At 61.8% G+C, this 18812-nt stretch carries 18 protein-coding genes; 5 read left to right on the top strand and 13 right to left on the bottom strand.

The features are described from left to right. Nucleotides 1-15: 15 nt before the first annotated feature. The 8 genes from ACXYMO_RS07300 to ACXYMO_RS07265 form a co-directional block, all read right to left on the bottom strand. Nucleotides 16-912: a homocysteine S-methyltransferase family protein gene (locus ACXYMO_RS07300; RefSeq protein WP_458878033.1), complete on the bottom strand. Its 897-nt coding sequence runs from the start codon at nt 910-912 to the stop codon at nt 16-18. Beyond that, on the bottom strand, nt 909-3356 hold the full coding sequence (locus ACXYMO_RS07295) for a GcvT family protein (protein ID WP_458878032.1): 2448 nt from the start codon (nt 3354-3356) through the stop codon (nt 909-911). The genes ACXYMO_RS07300 and ACXYMO_RS07295 overlap by 4 nt, the downstream gene beginning before the upstream one ends. Nucleotides 3357-3368: 12 nt before the next feature. Then, the gene (locus tag ACXYMO_RS07290; RefSeq protein WP_458878031.1) at nt 3369-3749 is read right to left on the bottom strand and encodes a GFA family protein; all 381 of its coding nucleotides are present in this window, start codon (nt 3747-3749) and stop codon (nt 3369-3371) included. A 4-nt stretch (nt 3750-3753) separates the two neighbouring features. Continuing rightward, the gene (locus tag ACXYMO_RS07285) at nt 3754-4377 is read right to left on the bottom strand and encodes a LysE family translocator (RefSeq protein ID WP_458878030.1); all 624 of its coding nucleotides are present in this window, start codon (nt 4375-4377) and stop codon (nt 3754-3756) included. Then, a complete protein-coding gene (locus ACXYMO_RS07280) occupies nt 4374-4859 on the bottom strand; it encodes a hypothetical protein (RefSeq protein ID WP_458878029.1) in 486 nt (161 codons plus the stop codon). Before ACXYMO_RS07280 ends, ACXYMO_RS07285 begins: the two co-directional genes overlap by 4 nt. After that, nucleotides 4859-5428 carry a helix-turn-helix domain-containing protein gene (locus tag ACXYMO_RS07275; protein ID WP_458878028.1) on the bottom strand — a complete coding sequence of 190 codons (570 nt, stop codon included), beginning with the start codon at nt 5426-5428 and terminating at the stop codon, nt 4859-4861. Before ACXYMO_RS07275 ends, ACXYMO_RS07280 begins: the two co-directional genes overlap by 1 nt. 73 nt (nt 5429-5501) lie before the next feature. Beyond that, nucleotides 5502-5957: a GAF domain-containing protein gene (locus ACXYMO_RS07270; RefSeq protein WP_458878027.1), complete on the bottom strand. Its 456-nt coding sequence runs from the start codon at nt 5955-5957 to the stop codon at nt 5502-5504. Nucleotides 5958-6020: 63 nt separating this feature from the next. Next, nucleotides 6021-7193, bottom strand: a complete 1173-nt coding sequence (locus tag ACXYMO_RS07265; RefSeq protein ID WP_458878026.1) for a thiolase family protein — start codon at nt 7191-7193, stop codon at nt 6021-6023. Nucleotides 7194-7290: 97 nt separating this feature from the next. On the opposite strand from ACXYMO_RS07265, the gene ACXYMO_RS07260 reads away from it, so the two are divergent. The 3 genes from ACXYMO_RS07260 (at nt 7291) to ACXYMO_RS07250 (ending at nt 10093) form a co-directional block, all read left to right on the top strand. Beyond that, nucleotides 7291-7629: an STAS domain-containing protein gene (locus ACXYMO_RS07260; RefSeq protein ID WP_458878025.1), complete on the top strand. Its 339-nt coding sequence runs from the start codon at nt 7291-7293 to the stop codon at nt 7627-7629. Between the two features lie 42 nt (nt 7630-7671). After that, nucleotides 7672-8109, top strand: coding sequence for an ATP-binding protein (locus tag ACXYMO_RS07255; RefSeq protein ID WP_458878024.1), 438 nt, complete (start codon nt 7672-7674; stop codon nt 8107-8109). Nucleotides 8110-8515: 406 nt separating this feature from the next. Next, nucleotides 8516-10093 carry a gamma-glutamyltransferase family protein gene (locus tag ACXYMO_RS07250; RefSeq protein WP_458878023.1) on the top strand — a complete coding sequence of 526 codons (1578 nt, stop codon included), beginning with the start codon at nt 8516-8518 and terminating at the stop codon, nt 10091-10093. A 19-nt stretch (nt 10094-10112) separates the two neighbouring features. Here the strand turns inward: ACXYMO_RS07250 and hspQ are convergent, their stop codons facing one another. Further along, entirely contained in the window at nt 10113-10439 is a 327-nt protein-coding gene (gene hspQ, locus ACXYMO_RS07245; protein ID WP_458878022.1) for a heat shock protein HspQ, read from the bottom strand. A gap of 291 nt (nt 10440-10730) precedes the next feature. Here hspQ and ACXYMO_RS07240 point away from each other — a divergent pair, with 291 nt between their 5' ends. Beyond that, nucleotides 10731-11315, top strand: a complete 585-nt coding sequence (locus ACXYMO_RS07240) for a transglycosylase SLT domain-containing protein (protein WP_458878021.1) — start codon at nt 10731-10733, stop codon at nt 11313-11315. Nucleotides 11316-11321: 6 nt separating this feature from the next. Here the strand turns inward: ACXYMO_RS07240 and ACXYMO_RS07235 are convergent, their stop codons facing one another. From ACXYMO_RS07235 to ACXYMO_RS07220, 4 genes are all read right to left on the bottom strand, one after another. Then, on the bottom strand, nt 11322-11930 hold the full coding sequence (locus ACXYMO_RS07235; protein WP_458878020.1) for a LolA family protein: 609 nt from the start codon (nt 11928-11930) through the stop codon (nt 11322-11324). A 41-nt stretch (nt 11931-11971) separates the two neighbouring features. After that, entirely contained in the window at nt 11972-14836 is a 2865-nt protein-coding gene (locus tag ACXYMO_RS07230) for a DNA translocase FtsK (RefSeq protein ID WP_458878019.1), read from the bottom strand. A gap of 14 nt (nt 14837-14850) precedes the next feature. Next, nucleotides 14851-16032, bottom strand: coding sequence for an aminotransferase class I/II-fold pyridoxal phosphate-dependent enzyme (locus tag ACXYMO_RS07225; RefSeq protein ID WP_458878018.1), 1182 nt, complete (start codon nt 16030-16032; stop codon nt 14851-14853). A 108-nt stretch (nt 16033-16140) separates the two neighbouring features. Then, nucleotides 16141-17469, bottom strand: a complete 1329-nt coding sequence (locus ACXYMO_RS07220) for an amidase (RefSeq protein WP_458879058.1) — start codon at nt 17467-17469, stop codon at nt 16141-16143. An 88-nt stretch (nt 17470-17557) separates the two neighbouring features. Between ACXYMO_RS07220 and ACXYMO_RS07215 the strand changes: the two genes are divergently transcribed. Continuing rightward, complete coding sequence (locus tag ACXYMO_RS07215; RefSeq protein WP_458878017.1) at nt 17558-18784, top strand: FAD-dependent monooxygenase; 1227 nt, start codon at nt 17558-17560, stop codon at nt 18782-18784. The last annotated feature ends 28 nt before the right edge of the window (nt 18785-18812 follow it).

Genomic DNA, 18812 nt, shown 5'->3' with positions numbered 1-18812 from the left:
ATCCTGTTCAAACGATCATACGATGGTGTGCCCGGCCGCGCACAGCCTGCGGGCAATCTCGGCGATATGCTCGGGCCCGACCTCGCAACAGCCCCCGACAATCGTGGCTCCCTGGTCAACCCAGCCCATGACGTGATCGGCATAGGCTTCGGGCCCCATGTCAGAACGTTCTTCAAGCAAATCGACCGTCGGAGCATCCTTGAGAAACAGCTCGGTAATCCGCTTGAACCCGTTGGCATAGGCCCCGAAGGGACGGCCAAATCCCTTGATGATGTCCAACGCCGCCGGGACCGCCTCGGGGCGGGCGCAATTGATCAGAACCGCCTCGGGATTGTACCTGTCGATCAGCGGGGCCATATCGCCCAGCGCCTCGCCCGAGCGCAGCCGCGTGCCGTCATCATCACGCACCGAAAGGGCAATCCAGACAGGTTTTCCACACTCCCTGGTCCCCCGCAGCGCACCTTCGGCTTCAAGTATGGACGACACCGTTTCGATCAGGAAAAGATCGACACGCGGTGTCATAAGCTGCACCAACTCTCCGAATTTCAGCTCCGCCTCGTCCGGGTCGGGGTTCAGATCGGGCCGGTACGAGGCCAGCAACGGCCCCAGCGACCCCGCGATGCGCCCGCGCTTGTAATTTTCGCGCGCCTGTCTCGCCTGTGCCATGGCGGTGTCGATCAGGGCGGGTATCTGGTCTTCCATCCCGACACGTTCCAGCCGGCTGCGGTGCAGCGCATAGGTGTTGGTCGTGGCGATGGTCGCCCCGACGGCGAAATAATCGCTGTGCACCTGCCCGACCAGATCGGGCTGGTCGATCATCACCTGCGTCGACCACAGCGGGGTCGCGGGCTTGCTGCTGCGCTTGACCAGTTCCTGACCAATCGACCCGTCCAAAAGGGTGATGTTGCTCATGCCTTCAATCTTTCATTCTTTGGGTCCCACATCGGACCATCCGGTTGCACCACTGCGCGGCGACGCTCGCCGTAAATCTCGACTTCGATCTCGGTTCCCGGCTGCGCCAGATCGGCCCGCAACATGCCCAGCGCAAGCGAGGCATTCACGCGATACCCCCATGCGCCTGACGTGGTTTCCCCGACGATCTGCCCGTCATGCCACAGGGTCGACATATACGGCGCATCCGCCTTGTCCGCATCGACGACCAGCGTGACAAACCGCTTGGACACGCCGCGCTGTTGTTCCGCCAGCATCGCCGCCTTGCCGGGAAAATCCTGAGGCTTGTCCAATTTCACGAACCGGTCCAATCCGCCCTCAAGCAGGGTGTAGTCAGTAGACAAATCGCCCTTCCAGGCGCGGTATCCTTTTTCGATCCGCAGGGAATCCAGCGCATACATGCCAAACGGTTTGGCCCCAGCGGCCAGAACCCTGTCATAGAGCGATGGAATATCCCCGTTTGCGGCGTGGATTTCCCAGCCCAGTTCGCCGGCAAAAGACACCCGCGCCAGCGCACAGTCGATGTCGCCGATACTTGCCCTCTGGATTGAAAGCCACGGCAGGGTCAGGTCCGCCTGTGTGCCGATCTGTTCAAACAGGTCGCGGGTCTTCGGACCGGTCACGATCAGCGTGGAAAAATCGCGCGTGTGATCGGTCAGGGTCAGATGATCGGGCAGATCGCGGGCCAGAACATCGCGATCGTGCCACTGCGCGGTGGCGGCTGTTATCAACGTGAAATGATCGGGCCCGTGGCGCATCACGCTCATCTCGGTCAGGATGCGGCCCCGGTCATCCGCAAAATAGGCCAGGTTCATCCGGTCCACCTTGGGCAGGACACCTGCAATGCGCGACAACAGCCAGTCCGCCGCGCCGGGGCCGGACAGGTTGAACCGGGAAAAACCGGGCAGATCCAGCACGCCGCAGCCATCGCGCACGACCTTGCATTCCTCTTTGATCCGCACGGCCCAGGGGCCGTCGCGGTTCCAGGTCTGGGTCGCCTCTTCGGACAGGTCATCGCCGGGCTGCGCGAACCAGTTTGCCCGCTCCCACCCGTTATAGGCGCCCATCACGCCGCCGAGATCCCTGACGCGATCATGCACCGGCGAAAGTTTCCTGTCGCGCCCCGCAGGCCATTCATGATGCGGGAAATGCATGGCGTATTCGTGGCCATACACCTCCTCCCCCTTGGCGATGCAATAGTCACGGTCGGTGTAATCGGTATAGCGGCGCGGATCGCAGGACCACATGTCCCATTCGGTCTGCCCCTCGGTCACCCATTCGGCCAGAACCTTGCCCGCGCCCCCCGCCTGCGCGATGCCGAATGTAAAGACACAGGCCTCGAACGCGTTGCGCACACCCGGCATCGGCCCCAGCAACGGCAGACCATCGGGCGCATAGGGGATCGGGCCGTTGATGACCTTGTTCACCCCCGCAGTGCCCAACAGCGGCACGCGAGCCATTGCGTCCTCAAGATACCACTCCAGCCGTTCCAGATCGTCGGGATAGAGCTGAAAGCTGAAATCCTCGGGCATCGGGTCGTCTGGCTGCACCCAGTGGGCACGGCAGTTACGCTCATAGGGGCCAAGGTTCAGCCCCGCCTTTTCCTGCCGCAGGTAGTACGAACTGTCCACATCCCGCAAAAGCGGCAGCTTGTGCCCCTGTTCGCGTGTCCATGCCTCAAGCTCGGGGATTTCGTCGGTCAGCATGTATTGATGGCTCATCACCATCATCGGCACGGTGCGCCCGCCATAGGGTTTGAACCATTCGCCGACGCGCTGTGCGTAATATCCGGCGGCGTTGACCACGTATTCGCAGCGGATATCGCCCTTGTCCGTATGCACGATCCAATCGTCGCCCTCGCGGCTGATACCGGTGGCGGGGCAGAACCGTTCGATCCGCGCGCCCATGTCGCGCGCGCCCTTGGCCAGCGCCTGGGTCAGCTGCGCAGGGTCGATATCGCCGTCGTTGGGGTCATAAAGCGCACCCTTGAGGTCATGGGTTTCGATGAACGGATAGCGCCCCGAAATCTCATCAACGCCCAGAATGTCGATATCCATCCCCTGATACCGCCCCATCCCCCTGGCGCGCTGAAACTCCTGCATACGTTCGTCCGAATGGGCCAGCCGGATCGACCCGGTGACGTGGTAGTTCATCGGATAATCCACCAGCGCGCCCAGATCGCGGTAAAGTTCGGTCGAGTAGCGCTGGAGGTTCATGATCGACCACGAGGTTGAAAACGTCGGAACATTGCCCGCCGCGTGCCATGTAGACCCGGCGGTCAGTTCGTTCTTTTCCAGCAGAACGCAATCGGTCCACCCCGCCTTGGCCAGGTGATACAGGCCCGAGGCCCCCACCGCGCCGCCGCCAATGATGACCACACGGGCCTGTGTCGGAAATTCGGCCATATTGTCCCCCGTTTATTGTGCTTTTTGCGGTAAACCGTCATTCAGATCGTAATACTCACCCTTGTCCGCCACAAAGATGTGGCGGGCCAGCGTGACACCGGTGGGCGTGTCGAAGGCGCCCATGGAAACCGAGATGTTGTCCTCGTCATTATGCTTCCAGAACAGGAACGCGCCGCAGGTGCCGCAGAACCCGCGCTGTGCCGTGTCGCTGGACCGGTACCAGCGCAGGCTGTCCTCGGCGGTCAGCGTCAGGGCGGATTGCGGTACATGGGTCGAGGCCCAGACATGGCCCGATTGCTTGCGGCACTGGGTGCAATGACACACCGATGGCGGCGCCAGATCACCCGCCAGTTCAAACGCGACACCGCCGCAGTTGCAGGATCCTTTGTGCAATCCCCTACCTCCCCGGTTGCGGTGTGCTGCTGGCCCCGAGCAACACACCGTAGACAATGAAACAAACCGCCATGACCCGGCGCACCCAAACGTTGAACACCGCGCCCAGCGCCGCCCGCCCGATCCCCGCACCCAGCGCCGTGAACCCTGTGTAGCTGAGCGTTGTGATCACCAGCGCGGTCGGCATGATCACCGCCATCTGCTCCCAGATCGGCACCCCCGGCTGCACGAATTGTGAAAACGCGGCCAGATAACCGGCGACGCTTTTGGGATTGATCGTCGCGATGGCCAGCGCGTGCAGATACACATGGCGCGCCGGGCGTTCGTCCACCCGCACCGGCCTGCGCGCCATGACCCAGCCACGCACGCCCAGGAAGATCAGAAACCCCGCCCCGACCAGTTTCGCCACGAAAAACGCCGTGGGCGAGGCCGCGATCAGCGCCGTAATCCCCAGTGCCGACAGGAACAGAAAACTGGTCGCCTGGGTCAGGATGGCCAGCACCCCGACCATCGACCGGGCCAGCCCCAAGTTCATGCCATTGGTGATGCAGTTCACCGCATTGGGCCCCGGCGTGGTCACGAACACCACCCAGAAGAGCGCGAATATGCTCCAGGCCTCGAAACTCATGGCTCTGCCTTCGGCCGTACGGACTGCACGATCGCAGTCGCCAGATCCGGGTCTTTTTCCTCAAAGATGGCCCACCACATTGCCCGGGCATTTCTGGGAACCTCGTCTATGTGCACCCGTACGATTGCATGAAACAGCGACCCGGGAACCTCAAAGCCAGACTTGAGCTCGACTTTATCGCGCGACTTGCGACCCATTTTATAGGCATATCGGAATTCTTCCTCAGCCGTCTCTGCATCGCCTGAACGCAAGCTTGCCACCGCATATCCAATGTAGAGCTCAGCATCACTCGACCTTCGCGGCTCTCCAATCTTTCGGAACAAAGCCAGGCCGATTTTGCTCAGGTGACACGCCCGGTCAGTACGCTCTGGAGTGCTCAGTCCTGTGCGGCAGCCTCCGGATGACAGCGCAGTTACCATGCCGGTTACCCAAAACACGAGGAACCCCGATACCAAAATGGATACGAATACCTTTTTGTTCATCAGTAGACCGGCGGTGCGATGACCCAGATCGCCACCGCCGGGCGATCATGGGGGTTGCGCCAGCGGAACGGCTCGCCACGGATGCGGAAACTGTCGCCGGGGTTCAGGTGATGCGTGATTTCCGCGATCTCGATGTCCAGATGGCCGGAAATCAGATATCCAACCTCCTGCGTGGGGCGAATGACCGGATCTGCGATTTCGGCGTGGGGCTGAAAAGTTGAATGCACCATTTCGAAATCATCCGTCAGATCCGGAGAAAGCAGTTCCTCGACCAATCCCGCCGCGCCCGATCCGATGGGTCGGCGCGCGCCCCGGCGCACGATAAGCCCCGCCTCCTCTGCGGGGGCCGAGGCCTGACCGAACAGCATCGAAACCGGCACGTCCAGCTCTGCCGCGATGTGGCGCAGATCGGTGATGGACGGTTCGGACAGGTTCCGCTCGACCTGGGACAACCACCCGACAGACCGATCCAGACGTGCGCCAAGGTCGCTCAGCGTCAAACCGCGCGTCTTGCGCAGGGCGCGCAAATCCGCGCCAAGCGTTCCGCTATGCGACTGGCCGTGATACATGCCCCAACAACCCGTGAAAATGCCTGCTCTAATTTCACGCTGCACCGAGTCGGTGAAAATTCAAAGCGTTTTTTCACGCACCTGAAAACACGCGGGCAAGAATACCGCCCAGTTCCGCTGCGTCCCTTTCGTCGAAAGCATCCGGCTGATCGCTGTCGATGTCAAAGACCGCGATGACTTGGCCAGCGCCGTCAAACACAGGCAGAACCAGTTCCGACCGGGTCGAAGAGGCACAGGCGATATGCCCCGGAAAGGCCTCAACATCCGGGACCAGTTGCACCTGCCCCGTGCGCGCCGCGGCACCGCACACCCCGCGCGAAAACGGGATGGTCAGACACCCGTGCCCACCCTGATACGGTCCGATTTTCAACAGTTCAGGCCCGGTAACGCGATAAAATCCGGTCCAGTCGAACCGGTCATCCGCATGGTGCACTTCGCACGCGATCGTTGCCATCAGGGCGACCTGATCGCTTTCGCCTTCGGTCAGCGCGGCAATGGTTTTGGCCAGGGTGGCATAGTCAGCTTTCATGCTGCCAACCTGCCACCGCAGCACGGCAAGCGCCCAAGCCCTGCGGCCGCACTGCCCTGCACCTCAGACCCGCTCGATCGCGATGGCCGTCCCTTCGCCGCCGCCGATGCAGATGGCCGCGACACCACGTTTGAGATCGCGTTTTTCCAGCGCGTTCAACAGTGTGACCATGATCCGCGCCCCCGACGCCCCGATGGGATGGCCCAATGCACAGGCCCCACCGTTGACGTTCACAATGTCCCGCGGCAGGCCCATTTCCTGCATGAAGGCCATGGGCACGACGGCAAAGGCCTCGTTCACCTCCCAAAGGTCAACGTCGTTCTTGTCCCACCCCAACCGGTCCAGCAACTTGCGTGCCGCAGGCACCGGCGCGGTCGGAAACAGAGATGGCGCATGGGCGTGGCTCGCGTGGCCCAGAATGCGGGCACGGATGGTCATGCCGCGCTCCTCGGCCACCTCGCGCGAGGCGAGAACCAGAGCCGCCGCACCATCCGAAATGGACGATGAATTGGCTGCCGTCACGGTCCCGTCCTTGCGAAAGGCCGGTTTTAGCATCGGGATTTTCTCGGGCCGCGCCTTGGCTGGCTGTTCGTCGGTCGTGATCACCTCTTCGCCGGTGCGGGCATGCACGGTAAACGGCGTGATTTCATCGGCAAAAGCACCGCTGCGTTCGGCATCAAGCGCGTTGGAGAGTGAGGCCAGCGCATACTGGTCCTGCGCCTCGCGGGTGAACTGGAACGACTTGGCGCAGTCCTCGGCAAAGGTACCCATCAGGCGGCCCTTGTCATAGGCATCTTCAAGCCCGTCGAGGAACATGTGGTCCACTACCTGCTGATGCCCGATCCGCGCCCCGCCGCGCATCTTGGGCAGCAGGTAAGGCGCATTCGACATGCTTTCCATGCCGCCCGTCACCATCACGTCGTTCTGGCCCAGCGCGATCTGGTCGAACCCGATCATCGCCGCCTTCATCCCGGAACCGCACATCTTGTTCAGGGTCGTTGCCGGCACCTCTTCGCCAAGGCCCGCGGCGAACCCGGCCTGACGCGCAGGGGCCTGCCCCTGACCAGCGGGCAGAACACAGCCCATAAGAACCTCATCCACGGTTTTAACCCCGGCGCCCGCCATCGCGGCACGTATGGCCGTGCCCCCCAGGTCGGCGGCACTGACCCCGTCGAAAACCCCCTGGAACCCGCCCATGGGCGTGCGGGCGGCCCCGGCGATGACAACCTCTTTCATGTGCATTCCTCCACGATTCTGCGCCTGAATACCGATTGGTAATATTTCGCGCTTAGCCTGACCCAACACTTTCCCGATGGCAAGCAAGGACACCAGCATGAGTCTGACCAGCACCGTAACGGACACCGCCCATATCGTGACGGTCAACACGCCGCGCATCGACGCGGCCATAGCCATTCAATTCAAGGAAGACATGCGCCGCGAAACCGAAACCGGACCTGATCGGGTCATCCTTGACCTGTCCTCGGTCGAGTTCATCGATTCCAGCGGGCTGGGTGCGATCGTCGCGGCGATGAAACAGCTGGACGATCACCGCAAGCTGGACTTGGCGGGCCTGACCCCGACGGTCGACAAGGTGTTTCGCCTGACGCGGATGGACACGGTGTTCAATCTCTTCGGTACGCTGGACGATGCTATCGCCGCAGGCCACAGCTGAGCGGATGATCAGCGCATCGCCAATCCAGAAGGATGGTCGCAAATGACCCGAGCGGGCCGCATAGATTTCAACGCCACGGAACTGGACGCGCGGGCCGGGATCGCGCAGGTGATGGTGCGGCTGCAGGACCTTGGCCTCGCTCAGGACCGGTTGGGCAGCATCGAAATCGCGCTGGCCGAAGCGGTGAACAATATCGTCGAACATGCTTATGCGGATACCGCTCCGGGGATGGTGCATATCATCAGCCATCTGACTCCGAATTCCCTGCGGCTGAACCTGTTTGACCGGGGCGCGCCCTTGCCCGATGCCACCACGCCCGACCCAGCTCGGGCCGACGTGTCTGGCCCACGCGAAACCCTGCCCGAAGGCGGGTTCGGATGGTTCCTGATCCGACAACTGACAGACCGCCTGTCCTATGATCGCAGATGCGGGTGCAACCGGCTGTGTCTTGAGTTCAGATTCGATTCCGCACGGGTTTGACCGGCACCTAACATGAATCCGGCACACCAAAGGCCCGATCGCCCGCCCCCACCATTGGGAAGCGGGTTTCTCAGTTAACAGACGGTTCTGGCACGTGGAGGGAAATGCCCCTGTCAATCGAAATGTTTGATTATTAGCTATTTTTCACAAAGCCTTACATCACATCCGTTCTTCCCTATCTGTTTCAGACCCTGCCCCAAAAGCGCCCTAATCGTTTCAAACTGCTGCCTGAAACAACCGCCATACAGAACTCGTAGCTGCATATGGCTTCCCTCGACGCTGCGCTTTTTTGCCCCCACCCAGTGCGTGGCGTCGAGGACTTCTCCCAAAGCATCCAAACCGCATTGGCATTCGTCCTGCCGCCCCCTAGTGTTCGCACGCGACACCACTTGGGGAGACTACGAACATGCGCGATTTTCACTTGCCCGGCCGGTCGGCCGTTCTGGCCAGCAACGGCATGTGCGCCACGTCCCATCCGCTGGCTGCGCAAACCGCCATCGATATCCTCAAACGGGGCGGCAACGCCATGGATGCCGCGATCGCAGGGGCCGTTGTTCTGGGCATATGCGAACCCCAGATGACCGGGATCGGCGGCGACTGTTTTGTCCTCTATACCCAGCCCGGCAGTGACGAAATCAAGGCCCTGAACGGATCGGGCCGCGCCCCTGCCGCCGCCAGCGCGCAGGCGTTGCGCGATCAGGGCCATGCGAAAGTTCCTCTGCGCAGCGTCGACTCAGTGACCGTGCCCGGCGCAATGGATGCGTTTTGTCACCTGTCCGAAACCGCAGGCAAACTGGGCATCGAAACCTTGCTGGCCCCGGCGATCCATTATGCCGAACAAGGCGTCCCGGTCGCCCCGCGCGTGGCCTTTGACTGGAACAACGAGGTCGGCGCCTTGCAGGGACGGGCGCGCGACATTTTTCTGCTTGATGGCAAACCGCCCGCGATCGGCCAACTGTTTCGCGCCTCCGGCCAGGCCGACGTCCTGCGCCGCGTCGCGCGCGACGGGCGCGACGCGTTCTATACCGGTGAAATCGCCCAGGACATGGTCGACAGCCTGAACAAGCAGGGCGGCCTGCACAGCCTGGAAGATTTTTCGGCAACCGCCTGCACCCCCACGGTCCCGGTCAGCGGACCCTACAAAGGGGTCGATCTGGTCGAGCACCCGCCAAACGGTCAGGGTGCAACCGCCATTCTGCTGCTCAATATCCTGTCCCATTTCGACATCGCCGCGATGGACCCATGGGGCGCACAGCGCGCCCATATCGAAGCCGAAGCCGCCAAGCTGGCCTATGACGCGCGCAACCGGTTTCTGGCCGATGCCGACTATACCACCCGGCTCGACCATATGCTGGCGCCTGAAACAGCGGCGCAACTGGCCGCCCTGATTGATCCGGCCCGGGCCATGCCCGCCGCCGCGCCCATCACCGAAGCAGTGCACAAGGACACGATCTATATCACCGTTGTCGACAAGGACCGCATGGCCGTGTCGCTAATCTATTCCATCTTCCACGGGTTCGGATCGGGCATCGCATCGGACAAATTCGGCATCCTGTTCCAGAACCGCGGCGCCGGTTTTTCGCTGGAACAGGGGCACCCCAACGAACTGGCCGGGGGCAAACGGCCGATGCACACGATCATCCCCGGCATGCTGCGCGAAAATGGCCGCGTCACGACGCCCTTTGGCGTGATGGGGGGCGCCTACCAACCAACCGGGCACGCCCGTTTTGCCAGCAATCTGGTTGATTTCGGTCTGGACCTGCAAACGGCGCTGGATGCCCCACGCTGTTTCTCGGATGCCGGCGTGATGAAGGTTGAGCGGGGATATGCCGAAACCGTTTGCGCCGCGCTGACTGACATGGGTCATTCCGTTGAAATCCCCAAAGCGCCTCTTGGCGGCGCTCAGGCAATCCGGATTCACGAGGGCGGGGTTCTGGAGGGGGCAAGCGATCCGCGCAAGGATGGCTGCGCGCTGGGATACTGACCCGGGGCCGCGGCCCGGTTCAATTCAAGTGGAAATGTAGGGGATAGAACCCGTCATCGAACGGGCCGAACATGTCTGGAATATCGGGGTGGTCGACCGGCTCGCCCGAGTAATCAGCCACTAGATTTTGTTCCGAAACGTAAGCCACGTAATAGCTTTGGTCGTTTTCAGCCAGAAGATGGTAGAAGGGCTGTTTCTTTTTCGGGCGGCTGTCCTCGGGAATTGCTTCGTACCATTCGTCGGTATTGGCAAATTCGGGATCGACATCAAAAACCACCCCGCGAAACGGGTGTTTCTTGTGACGGACAACTTGCCCGAGGTTATATTTTGCGCGCGTCTTCAACATATCTCGCAGCCCCTAGCGAACATATTAACCGATTTATTCCTGAATTGTCCAATAGTTAGGCCTCAAATCACGGAAACAGTCTGTGAACCTTGGCTTGACAGTCAGCCTGAAAACCAAGGGTTGTAACGCCAAAACCCACCGGGCAAAAGGCGAAATTGCCGGGGGCCGTTTGTGACCGTTCCGAACCAACCGGGCACGTGCGGGCGCTCCATTGGCCATTTCCGGCTGAATGTGATTTGCGAACGCGCCACGATCCTGTAAACTTGTCAAAAAAACAAAGGCAAGAGGCAGATGAGCAGAACTCTTTGCGTTATGATTCTGACGTTGATGGTAGCGTCTTGCGGTGGTGGCTATCAGGCGCCTCCGCGTAACCTGGATAATGCGTGCAGCATTGCGTCGCAGCGGCCGCAATACGTCAAGGCGTTCAAGGCGACCCAGCGCAAGTGGGGCGTGCCGGCGGCAGTGCAGATGGCAACGATCTATCAGGAGAGCAAATTCCGCGGCGATGCGCGAACCCCATTCCGCTATGTACTGGGGGTGATCCCGATGGGCCGCCAAAGCAGCGCGTTCGGCTATAGTCAGGCGCTGGACGGCACCTGGGACGAATACCGCCGCGCCACGGGGCGCTATGGCGCCAAGCGGGACAATATCCGCGATGCGACCGATTTCATGGGCTGGTACATGAACCAGAGCCGGGACAGGAACGGTATTTCACTCAGCGACGCGCGGAACCAGTATCTGGCCTATCACGAAGGCCACACCGGGTTTTCGCGCGGCAGTTACCGCAGCAAAAGCTGGCTGGTTCGTGTCGCCGCCGAGGTCGAGGCGCGCGCCGTTCTCTACAACGCGCAGTTGGCGAGCTGCCGCGCCTTTTGAGCCTGTTTAACGGTCTCGCGGACGCTCGGATGCGGTCTGGGTATTGAACAGGTTGTCGCTCAGCGATCCGCCCTGTTTCAGCCCGTTCAGGACCACGGCGGTGCGCCCGCCCTGGCCGTCGGTGATGATCCACTGGCGCAGGGCAACCGGATTGCCAGAAAACATCAGGTCAATGTGACCGTATTCCCTGTTTTCAGGGTCCTGGGCGCGCACTACGGTGGATTTGCCGTCAAAGGAATGACCAACGACCATGTTGGCGCGGTCCAGATCGACTTTGCGCGCCAGAATGATCGACAGCGGCGTGCGCTTGAGCGGATATGTCTCGGACGGTTGGTTCGACTTGGGATCGTGAATGATCACCGTACCGCCGCCGGCCACGACAACCGCCTTGTTGGGCGGGTCGTATTCAAACCGCATGCGCCCCGGACGTTTCAGATAAACCGTTCCGGTCGACCGTGACCCGTCATCGTTATACTGGGTGAACGTGCTTTGCGCAGTGTTCAACCCGTTGAGATACTTGGAAATTGCCGACAGGGGCAATTTGTCCTGGGCCCATGCCGACGTGGCAAGGGTCGCAGATGCGGCGAAAACGCATATCCGGATGATCTGTTTCATGACGCCTAGATAATCATCCTCGCCGCAAATAAAACCCGTCGCTAGTGTTGTTCGGGCACCAAAATCTCGCGCTTTCCGACGTGGTTCGCCGGCGAGACCAACCCCTCTTCCTCCATCTGCTCAACCAGGCGCGCGGCCTTGTTGTACCCGATGGCCAGTTTGCGCTGGATATAGCTGGTCGAACATTTGCGATCTTTGATCACGATCTGCACAGCCGTGTCATATAGGGCATCCTCGCCGTCGGTATTTCCGCCCAGACCCAGAACTAGATCGATGTCGCTGGCGCTGTCGTCATCAGGGCCTTCCAGAACCGTATTCACATAGGACGGCGGACCGAATGCCTTGAGGTGGTTGACGATTTCCTCGACCTCTTCGTCGGACACGAACGGGCCATGGCAGCGGGTGATCTTGGCACCGCCGGCCATGTACAGCATGTCCCCCATGCCGAGCAGCTGTTCGGCCCCCATTTCACCCAGGATGGTGCGGCTGTCGATCTTGCTGGTCACCTGGAACGAAATCCGGGTGGGGAAATTGGCCTTGATCGTACCGGTGATCACATCCACCGAAGGACGCTGAGTCGCCATGATCAGGTGAATGCCCGAGGCCCGGGCCATCTGCGCCAGGCGCTGAATACAGGCTTCGATCTCTTTGCCCGCAACCATCATCAGGTCGGCCATCTCATCGACGATCACAACGATAAAGGGCATCGCTTCGGGTGCGAATTCTTCAGTCTCGAAAATGGGTTCACCAGTTTCGTCGTCAAATCCGGTCTGCACTGTGCGGCTGAACATTTCGCCCTTGGCCAAAGCGTCCTTGACCCGGCCATTGTACCCTTCGATGTTTCGCACGCCCATCTTGGACATCTTGCGATACCGGTCTTCCATTTCACCGACCGTCCACTTGAGCGCGACAACCGCCTTTTTCGGATCGGTCACAACCGGCGACAACAGGTGCGGAATGCCGTCATAGACCGACAGTTCCAGCATCTTGGGGTCGATCATGATCAGCCGGCATTCTTCCGGTGTCAGCTTGTAAAGCAGCGACAGGATCATCGTGTTGATCGCCACCGACTTGCCCGAGCCGGTCGTCCCGGCGATCAGCAGGTGGGGCATCTTGGCAAGGTTGGCGACAACCGCGTCACCGCCGATGTCCTTGCCCAGCGCCAGAGGCAGGCTCATGTTGCTGTCGCCGAAATCGCGGCTGGCCAGGATTTCACGCAGAACCACCTTTTCGCGGTTTTCATTGGGCAGTTCGATCCCAATGACCGAGCGGCCAGGCACAGTCGACACACGCGCCGACAGGGCCATCATCGACCGCGCGATATCGTCAGACAGGCCGATCACCCGGCTCGCCTTGAGGCCCGGCGCCGGTTCCAGTTCGTACATGGTGACGACGGGGCCGGGACGGACCGAAACGATTTCGCCCTTCACGCCGTAATCATCCAGAACACTTTCCAGCATCCGGGCGTTTTCGGCCAATGCCTCATCGCTCAGATGATGGCGCTTGATCTCGGACGGGTTCGCCAAAAGGTTCAGCGGTGGCAATTCAAAATCGGTCGCATTGTCTTCGAACGCCAGCGTCGGCTGGGCCTCGGCCTTGGCACGGCGCGACGGCGCGGGGGCCTTGCGCGGCGGGTTCTGAACAACGGTGCGCGGCTCGGCCACGGGAATGGGCGCAACCTGGGGCTGCTCCGCCAGGGGCAGGCCCTGATCGGCATCGGCCAGCGCGGCCTCGGGTGCGGACGGGACCGGCGCCCCGGCCTGACCCATCTGCGCGCTTGTCACCGGCGGTTCAGGCGGCAATTCGACCGGGCCGGTTCGGTTCAGCAACAACGGATCGGGCCCCCGACCGCGCCCCTTGGTCAACGGGTAATTCGGGTCCGGCTCGGGCGGATGGTCGCCGCGTGTGCGCGACTTGATGACATCGGCGATCTTAGCGCGGATACGGTCATCGCCGGGCATTTCGGCGTCGTATTCGGGTGCTTCGGGTTCGACCAGTTCGGGTTCCGGCATCGGATCGGGCCGACGGATCAGCGCGGGCATCCGCGACAGGAAACTGCCACGCTCGGCCGGTTCTTCGGCGCGCTGCGATACGATTTCAATCGGTTCAAACCCTTGCGGCAGCGCCTCGGCCTGTGCGGCATAGGCCGCTTCATCCGCGGCAAGCGCCTCTTGGCGTGCAATGCGCGCCTCTTCGCGGCGCTCGGCGATGCGGGCGCTTTTATTACGCAGGGCCGCCGCCGTTGCACGGCCCCCACGGCCCAACAGGGTAAGAACACCGCCATAAGCCATGACAACGCCGATCAGCGCAAAGCGAAGACCGCGATTGATTTCGGGCCGGGTAAAGCCCAGAACAAACACGCCCAGAGATACCATCGCCAGCGCCATGATAAGCGACGTCAGCTTGACCATCAGGTGCGATCCGACCGGCAAAAGGGTCAGCATTGCCCCCATGACCGTGTCGCCAAACAGTCCGCCAAGTCCAAAACTGTGCGTCGTGCGCCACAAGTCGCCCGGCACCAGCGTCGCGGCATAGATTGACGCGAAGGCAATCGCGATCGGGGCAAAGATCAGGCGGCCAACCGCCCGGTCCGACCCGGAGTGAAAGGCAAATCGCAATCCCCAGACCAGCAGAACAAGGGCAATGCCCCAGCTGCCCCAGCCCACGATCATGAACAGGGGTGCTGCGATCGAGGCCCCGATCGCGCCGAGCCAGTTCTGCACCGGCGCGTCCGTCGACACCATCCAGTTGGGATCGTCCGGAGTATAGGATCCGATCATCGCCGCCGCCGCGAGGCCCAGACCGATCAGCAGAATGCCGATCAGTTCCTTGCTTCGTTTTTCAATGGCCGCCTGCATGTTGCTGTCCAGAAGCGGATCGCGGCTGCGTGTGTGATATGATGCCATGCCTACCCTCGGTCTTACTTGTACAAACAGTCGCGAAGCGTGATCAGCCCGCGCTGCATGTCTTCTTTTGGGGCCACCATCGCGACCCGGATAAATCCTGTTCCGGGGTTTTCCCCCGGTTTGCCCTGCGCAAGATAGGCGCCCGGCAAAACCCGGACCCCCGTTTCCTGCCACAGCTTCAATGCTGCCGTTTCGCCATCCTCGACCGGAAGCCACAGGAAAAAACCGGCTTCGGGCGGCTGATACCCCTGTACGGACTGAAATACGTCATCAGCGACGTCGTATTTCTCCTGGTAGAGGGCGCGGTTCTCGCGGACATGCGCCTCGTCGGCCCACACGGCGGCGGCGGCGGCCTGCAACGGCCCCGGCAAAGGAGCTCCGGCATAGGCGCGCAGCTGTTTCATCGCGGCAATCGTTTGCGGCCCGCCAGCCACGAACCCGGACCGCAATCCGGGCAGGTTCGACCGTTTGGACAGGGAATGAAACACCGTGACCCGCTCGGGGTCAGCATTCAGATCGCGCGCGACCTCAAGCGCGCCAACAGGCGGCGTGTCGCGATAAATCTCGCAATAACATTCATCCGCGAAAATGCGGAAATCATACTGTTCGGCCAATTGGATCAACTGGGTCCAGTAGGCGCGGCTGGCCACGGCCCCTTGCGGGTTGGCCGGAGAACAGATGTAGACGATGGCCGTGCGGTTCAAAACGTCCGGCGACAGCGATGCGAAATCGGGCAGATGCCCCGTCGCCGCAGTTGCGGATACGAACACCGGTTCGGCCCCCACCGACAGCGCGGCAACCATGTAAACTTGGTAAAACGGGTTTGGCGTCAGAATGACGGGCTGTTTGCCGTTCTTCTGTTCCGGGCACAGGGCCATGGCCGCGTTGTACAGACCCTCGCGTGTGCCGTTCAGAGCAAGGACATTGCGGTCAGGATCCATCGAAACGCCGTACCTCTGCCCGATCCAGTCGGTGATCGCGCCACGCAGGGCGTCGGTGCCTTCGTTCTGGGGATAGCTGTTGAAAAGGGTCGCATTTTCGACAATCACATCCGTAACCCATTGGGGAAACGCGTGTTTGGGCTCACCAATGGTCATATGCACCACGTCGCCGCCGGGCGCATGGGCGTCCAACAAGCTCCGCAAACGCGGAAATGCATAAGCCGGTAGGTTCGAAAACCGCTCGGGAAAAACCATCAATACTGCCTCAAGGTCGGGATCATAACGCCCCGTTTTGTCTTAAGGTACAGATGCCTAACGCCTGCGTCCAGCCAAACCGGGCGCAAGAACTGCGATTTGTGGTTTTTAGGCCAACGCCGCCTCGGCCGCCGCACCAAGGCGCAAAAGCGCTTCTTCGGTGTCGGGCGGGCTCATCATCATCAAACCGCAACTTGGCGTGCCCGTGGGCAGGGTCAGCGCGGCAAGGCCCATCAGGTTGCCCACCCGCGTATTGCGCAGGGTCAGCAGGTTTTCGGACACGTAAAACGCGTGATCGGCAACCAGTTGGTCCAGATTGGGCGGCAGGATCGGAACGCTGGGGCACAGCACCGCATCATACCCGGCCGTCGCCCGGTCATAGATCGTGCGGATCTTTTCCAGTTTGGCCCAAGCCGCGACATAATCCGCGCCGGAATGCTGCCCGCCCAGGCGGAACCGCTCAAGGATTTCGGGGTACATCACGCCCGGGTTCGCCTCGATCACGTCCCGCCACAGCCCATAGGCTTCGGCGGTATAGAGAACGCCAGACATGGCAAAGGCATCGATCAGTTCCGGAACCTTCACCGTTTCAATCGTCGCGCCCGCCGATTCAAGCCGCGTGACCGCGGATTGAAACGCCGCCGCCGGGGCATCGCGCAGATCGTCCAAGGTAATGGTGTCCAGAATGGCAAAACGGCGCCCGTTCAGGGACGCGCCGCGCAGATCAGCGGGTCGCCCCCCCTCCAGCGCGGCCAGCATCAATGCGGCGTCCTCGACACTGCGGGCCAGCGGGCCAACGGTGTCGAATTTCAGGCACAGCGGGACGACCCCTTCCAGGCTGACGCGCCCGGCGGTGGTTTTCAGCCCAACCAGATCGTTCCAGGCGGCAGGCACACGCACCGACCCGCCGGTGTCAGAGCCGATCCCGCAGGCCGCAAGGTCGAACGCCACCGACGTCGCCGCCCCCGAGGACGACCCCCCCGAAACCGCCCCCGCGTCATTCACGCAAGGAGGGCTTTCCTTGACAGGGTTATGGCCCAGCCCAGAAAAGGCCAGTTCGCTCATGTGGGTCTTGCCCAGACAGACCAGCCCCGCCGCCGTCGCATTGCGCAGCACCTGCGCGTCGGCATCAGGCACCCGGTCTTTTAATAGGTCCGAACCCGCCTCGGTCACGATCCCGGCGGTATCAAACAGGTCCTTCCAACTGATCGGCACCCCATCCAGCAGCGACAACCGCCGCCCGGCCTGCGCACGTGCCTGTGCGGCACGGGCCTCGGCCAAGGCGCGCTCGGGCGTGACCCGGGCATAGATCCGCGGGCTGAGAGGATGGGCGTCGATCGCATCGAGATAGGTCCGGGTCAGGGCAACGGGATCGATGTCACCGGCGGCAATGCCCCGGCCCAGATCGCCGGCCGTCATGGTCAGCCACTTTTGCATGTCGAAATCCCCCTGCGCATTGATTTTTCGAACGGTAGCGACAGCGGCACGCATGGACAATCCTGATCGCAACCGCATATTGCGGGCTATGAGCGGAAATCGCGACATCATCATCGTGGGCGGCGGGCTGAATGGCACGGCCCTGGCCCTTGCGCTGGCCCAGACGGGCCAGGGCGTCACCATCATCGATGCGCTGGATACCTCCGTGCGCAAGGATGCCGGGTTCGACGGGCGCTCTTATGCGCTGGCGCTGACATCCCAACGTCTGTTGCAGGTGATTGGCGTGTGGCCCCGGGTCGAGGATCAGGCCCAGCCGATGCTTGAGATCAAGGTCACCGACGGCAATGCCGGTCAGGGACCCTCGCCGTTCTTCCTACATTTCGACCATGCCGAGATCGAAGAAGGCCCGATGGGCTATATGGTCGAGGATCGCCACCTGCGACGCGCCTTTCTGGACGCGATGCAGGATGAACCGAAGATCACCCAGATCAACGGCCAGACGGTTGTCGCGCAATCGGTTTCCCCCGGCGGTGTGTCCGTCACACTGGACGACGGGCGCGACATCACCGGCAGCCTGCTGGTTGGATCGGACGGGCGCGCAAGCGGAACGGCCCAGCGCGCCGGGATAAAACGCACCGGGTGGGATTATGGGCAGACCGCGCTGGTGTGCGCCATCGGACATGAATTGCCCCACAACGGCATTGCGCATCAATTCTTCATGCCACCCGGTCCGCTGGCTATCCTGCCGCTGACCGGCAACCGCTCCTCCATCGTCTGGAGCGAAAGCAACGAAATGGCCGCCCGGATCAACGCGCTGGATGACGACGGATACCTCGAGGTTCTGCGCCCACGCTTCGGTGATTTCCTTGGCGAAATCCATCTGGAAGGGAGACGGTTCACCTATCCGCTGAACCTGACCGTCGCCAACAGTTTCATTGCCGACCGCATGGCCCTGATCGGGGATGCGGCCCACGGGATGCACCCGATTGCCGGTCAGGGGTTGAACGCGGGCCTGCGCGATGTGGGCGCATTGGCGGAAACGCTGACACTGGCCGCGCGGCGTGGAGAAGACATCGGATCGCCGCTGGTTCTAGAGCGCTATCAGCAATGGCGCCGGTTCGACACCGCCACGCTCAGCATGGCGACGGATGTGTTCAACCGGCTGTTTTCAAATGACAACCCACTGTTGCGGCTGGGCCGTGATCTGGGCATGGGGCTGGTCAATGCCGCCCCATCCCTGCGCCGCGGGTTCATCCGCGAGGCCGCGGGCCTGACCGGCGACCTGCCCCGGCTGATGCAGGGGCGGCCGATTTAAGCAAGGCGGTCAGGGCCGGGCATTGGCC

The organism is Arenibacterium sp. CAU 1754 (genome assembly GCF_054482635.1).
This window is presented reverse-complemented; position numbering and strand designations above follow the sequence as displayed.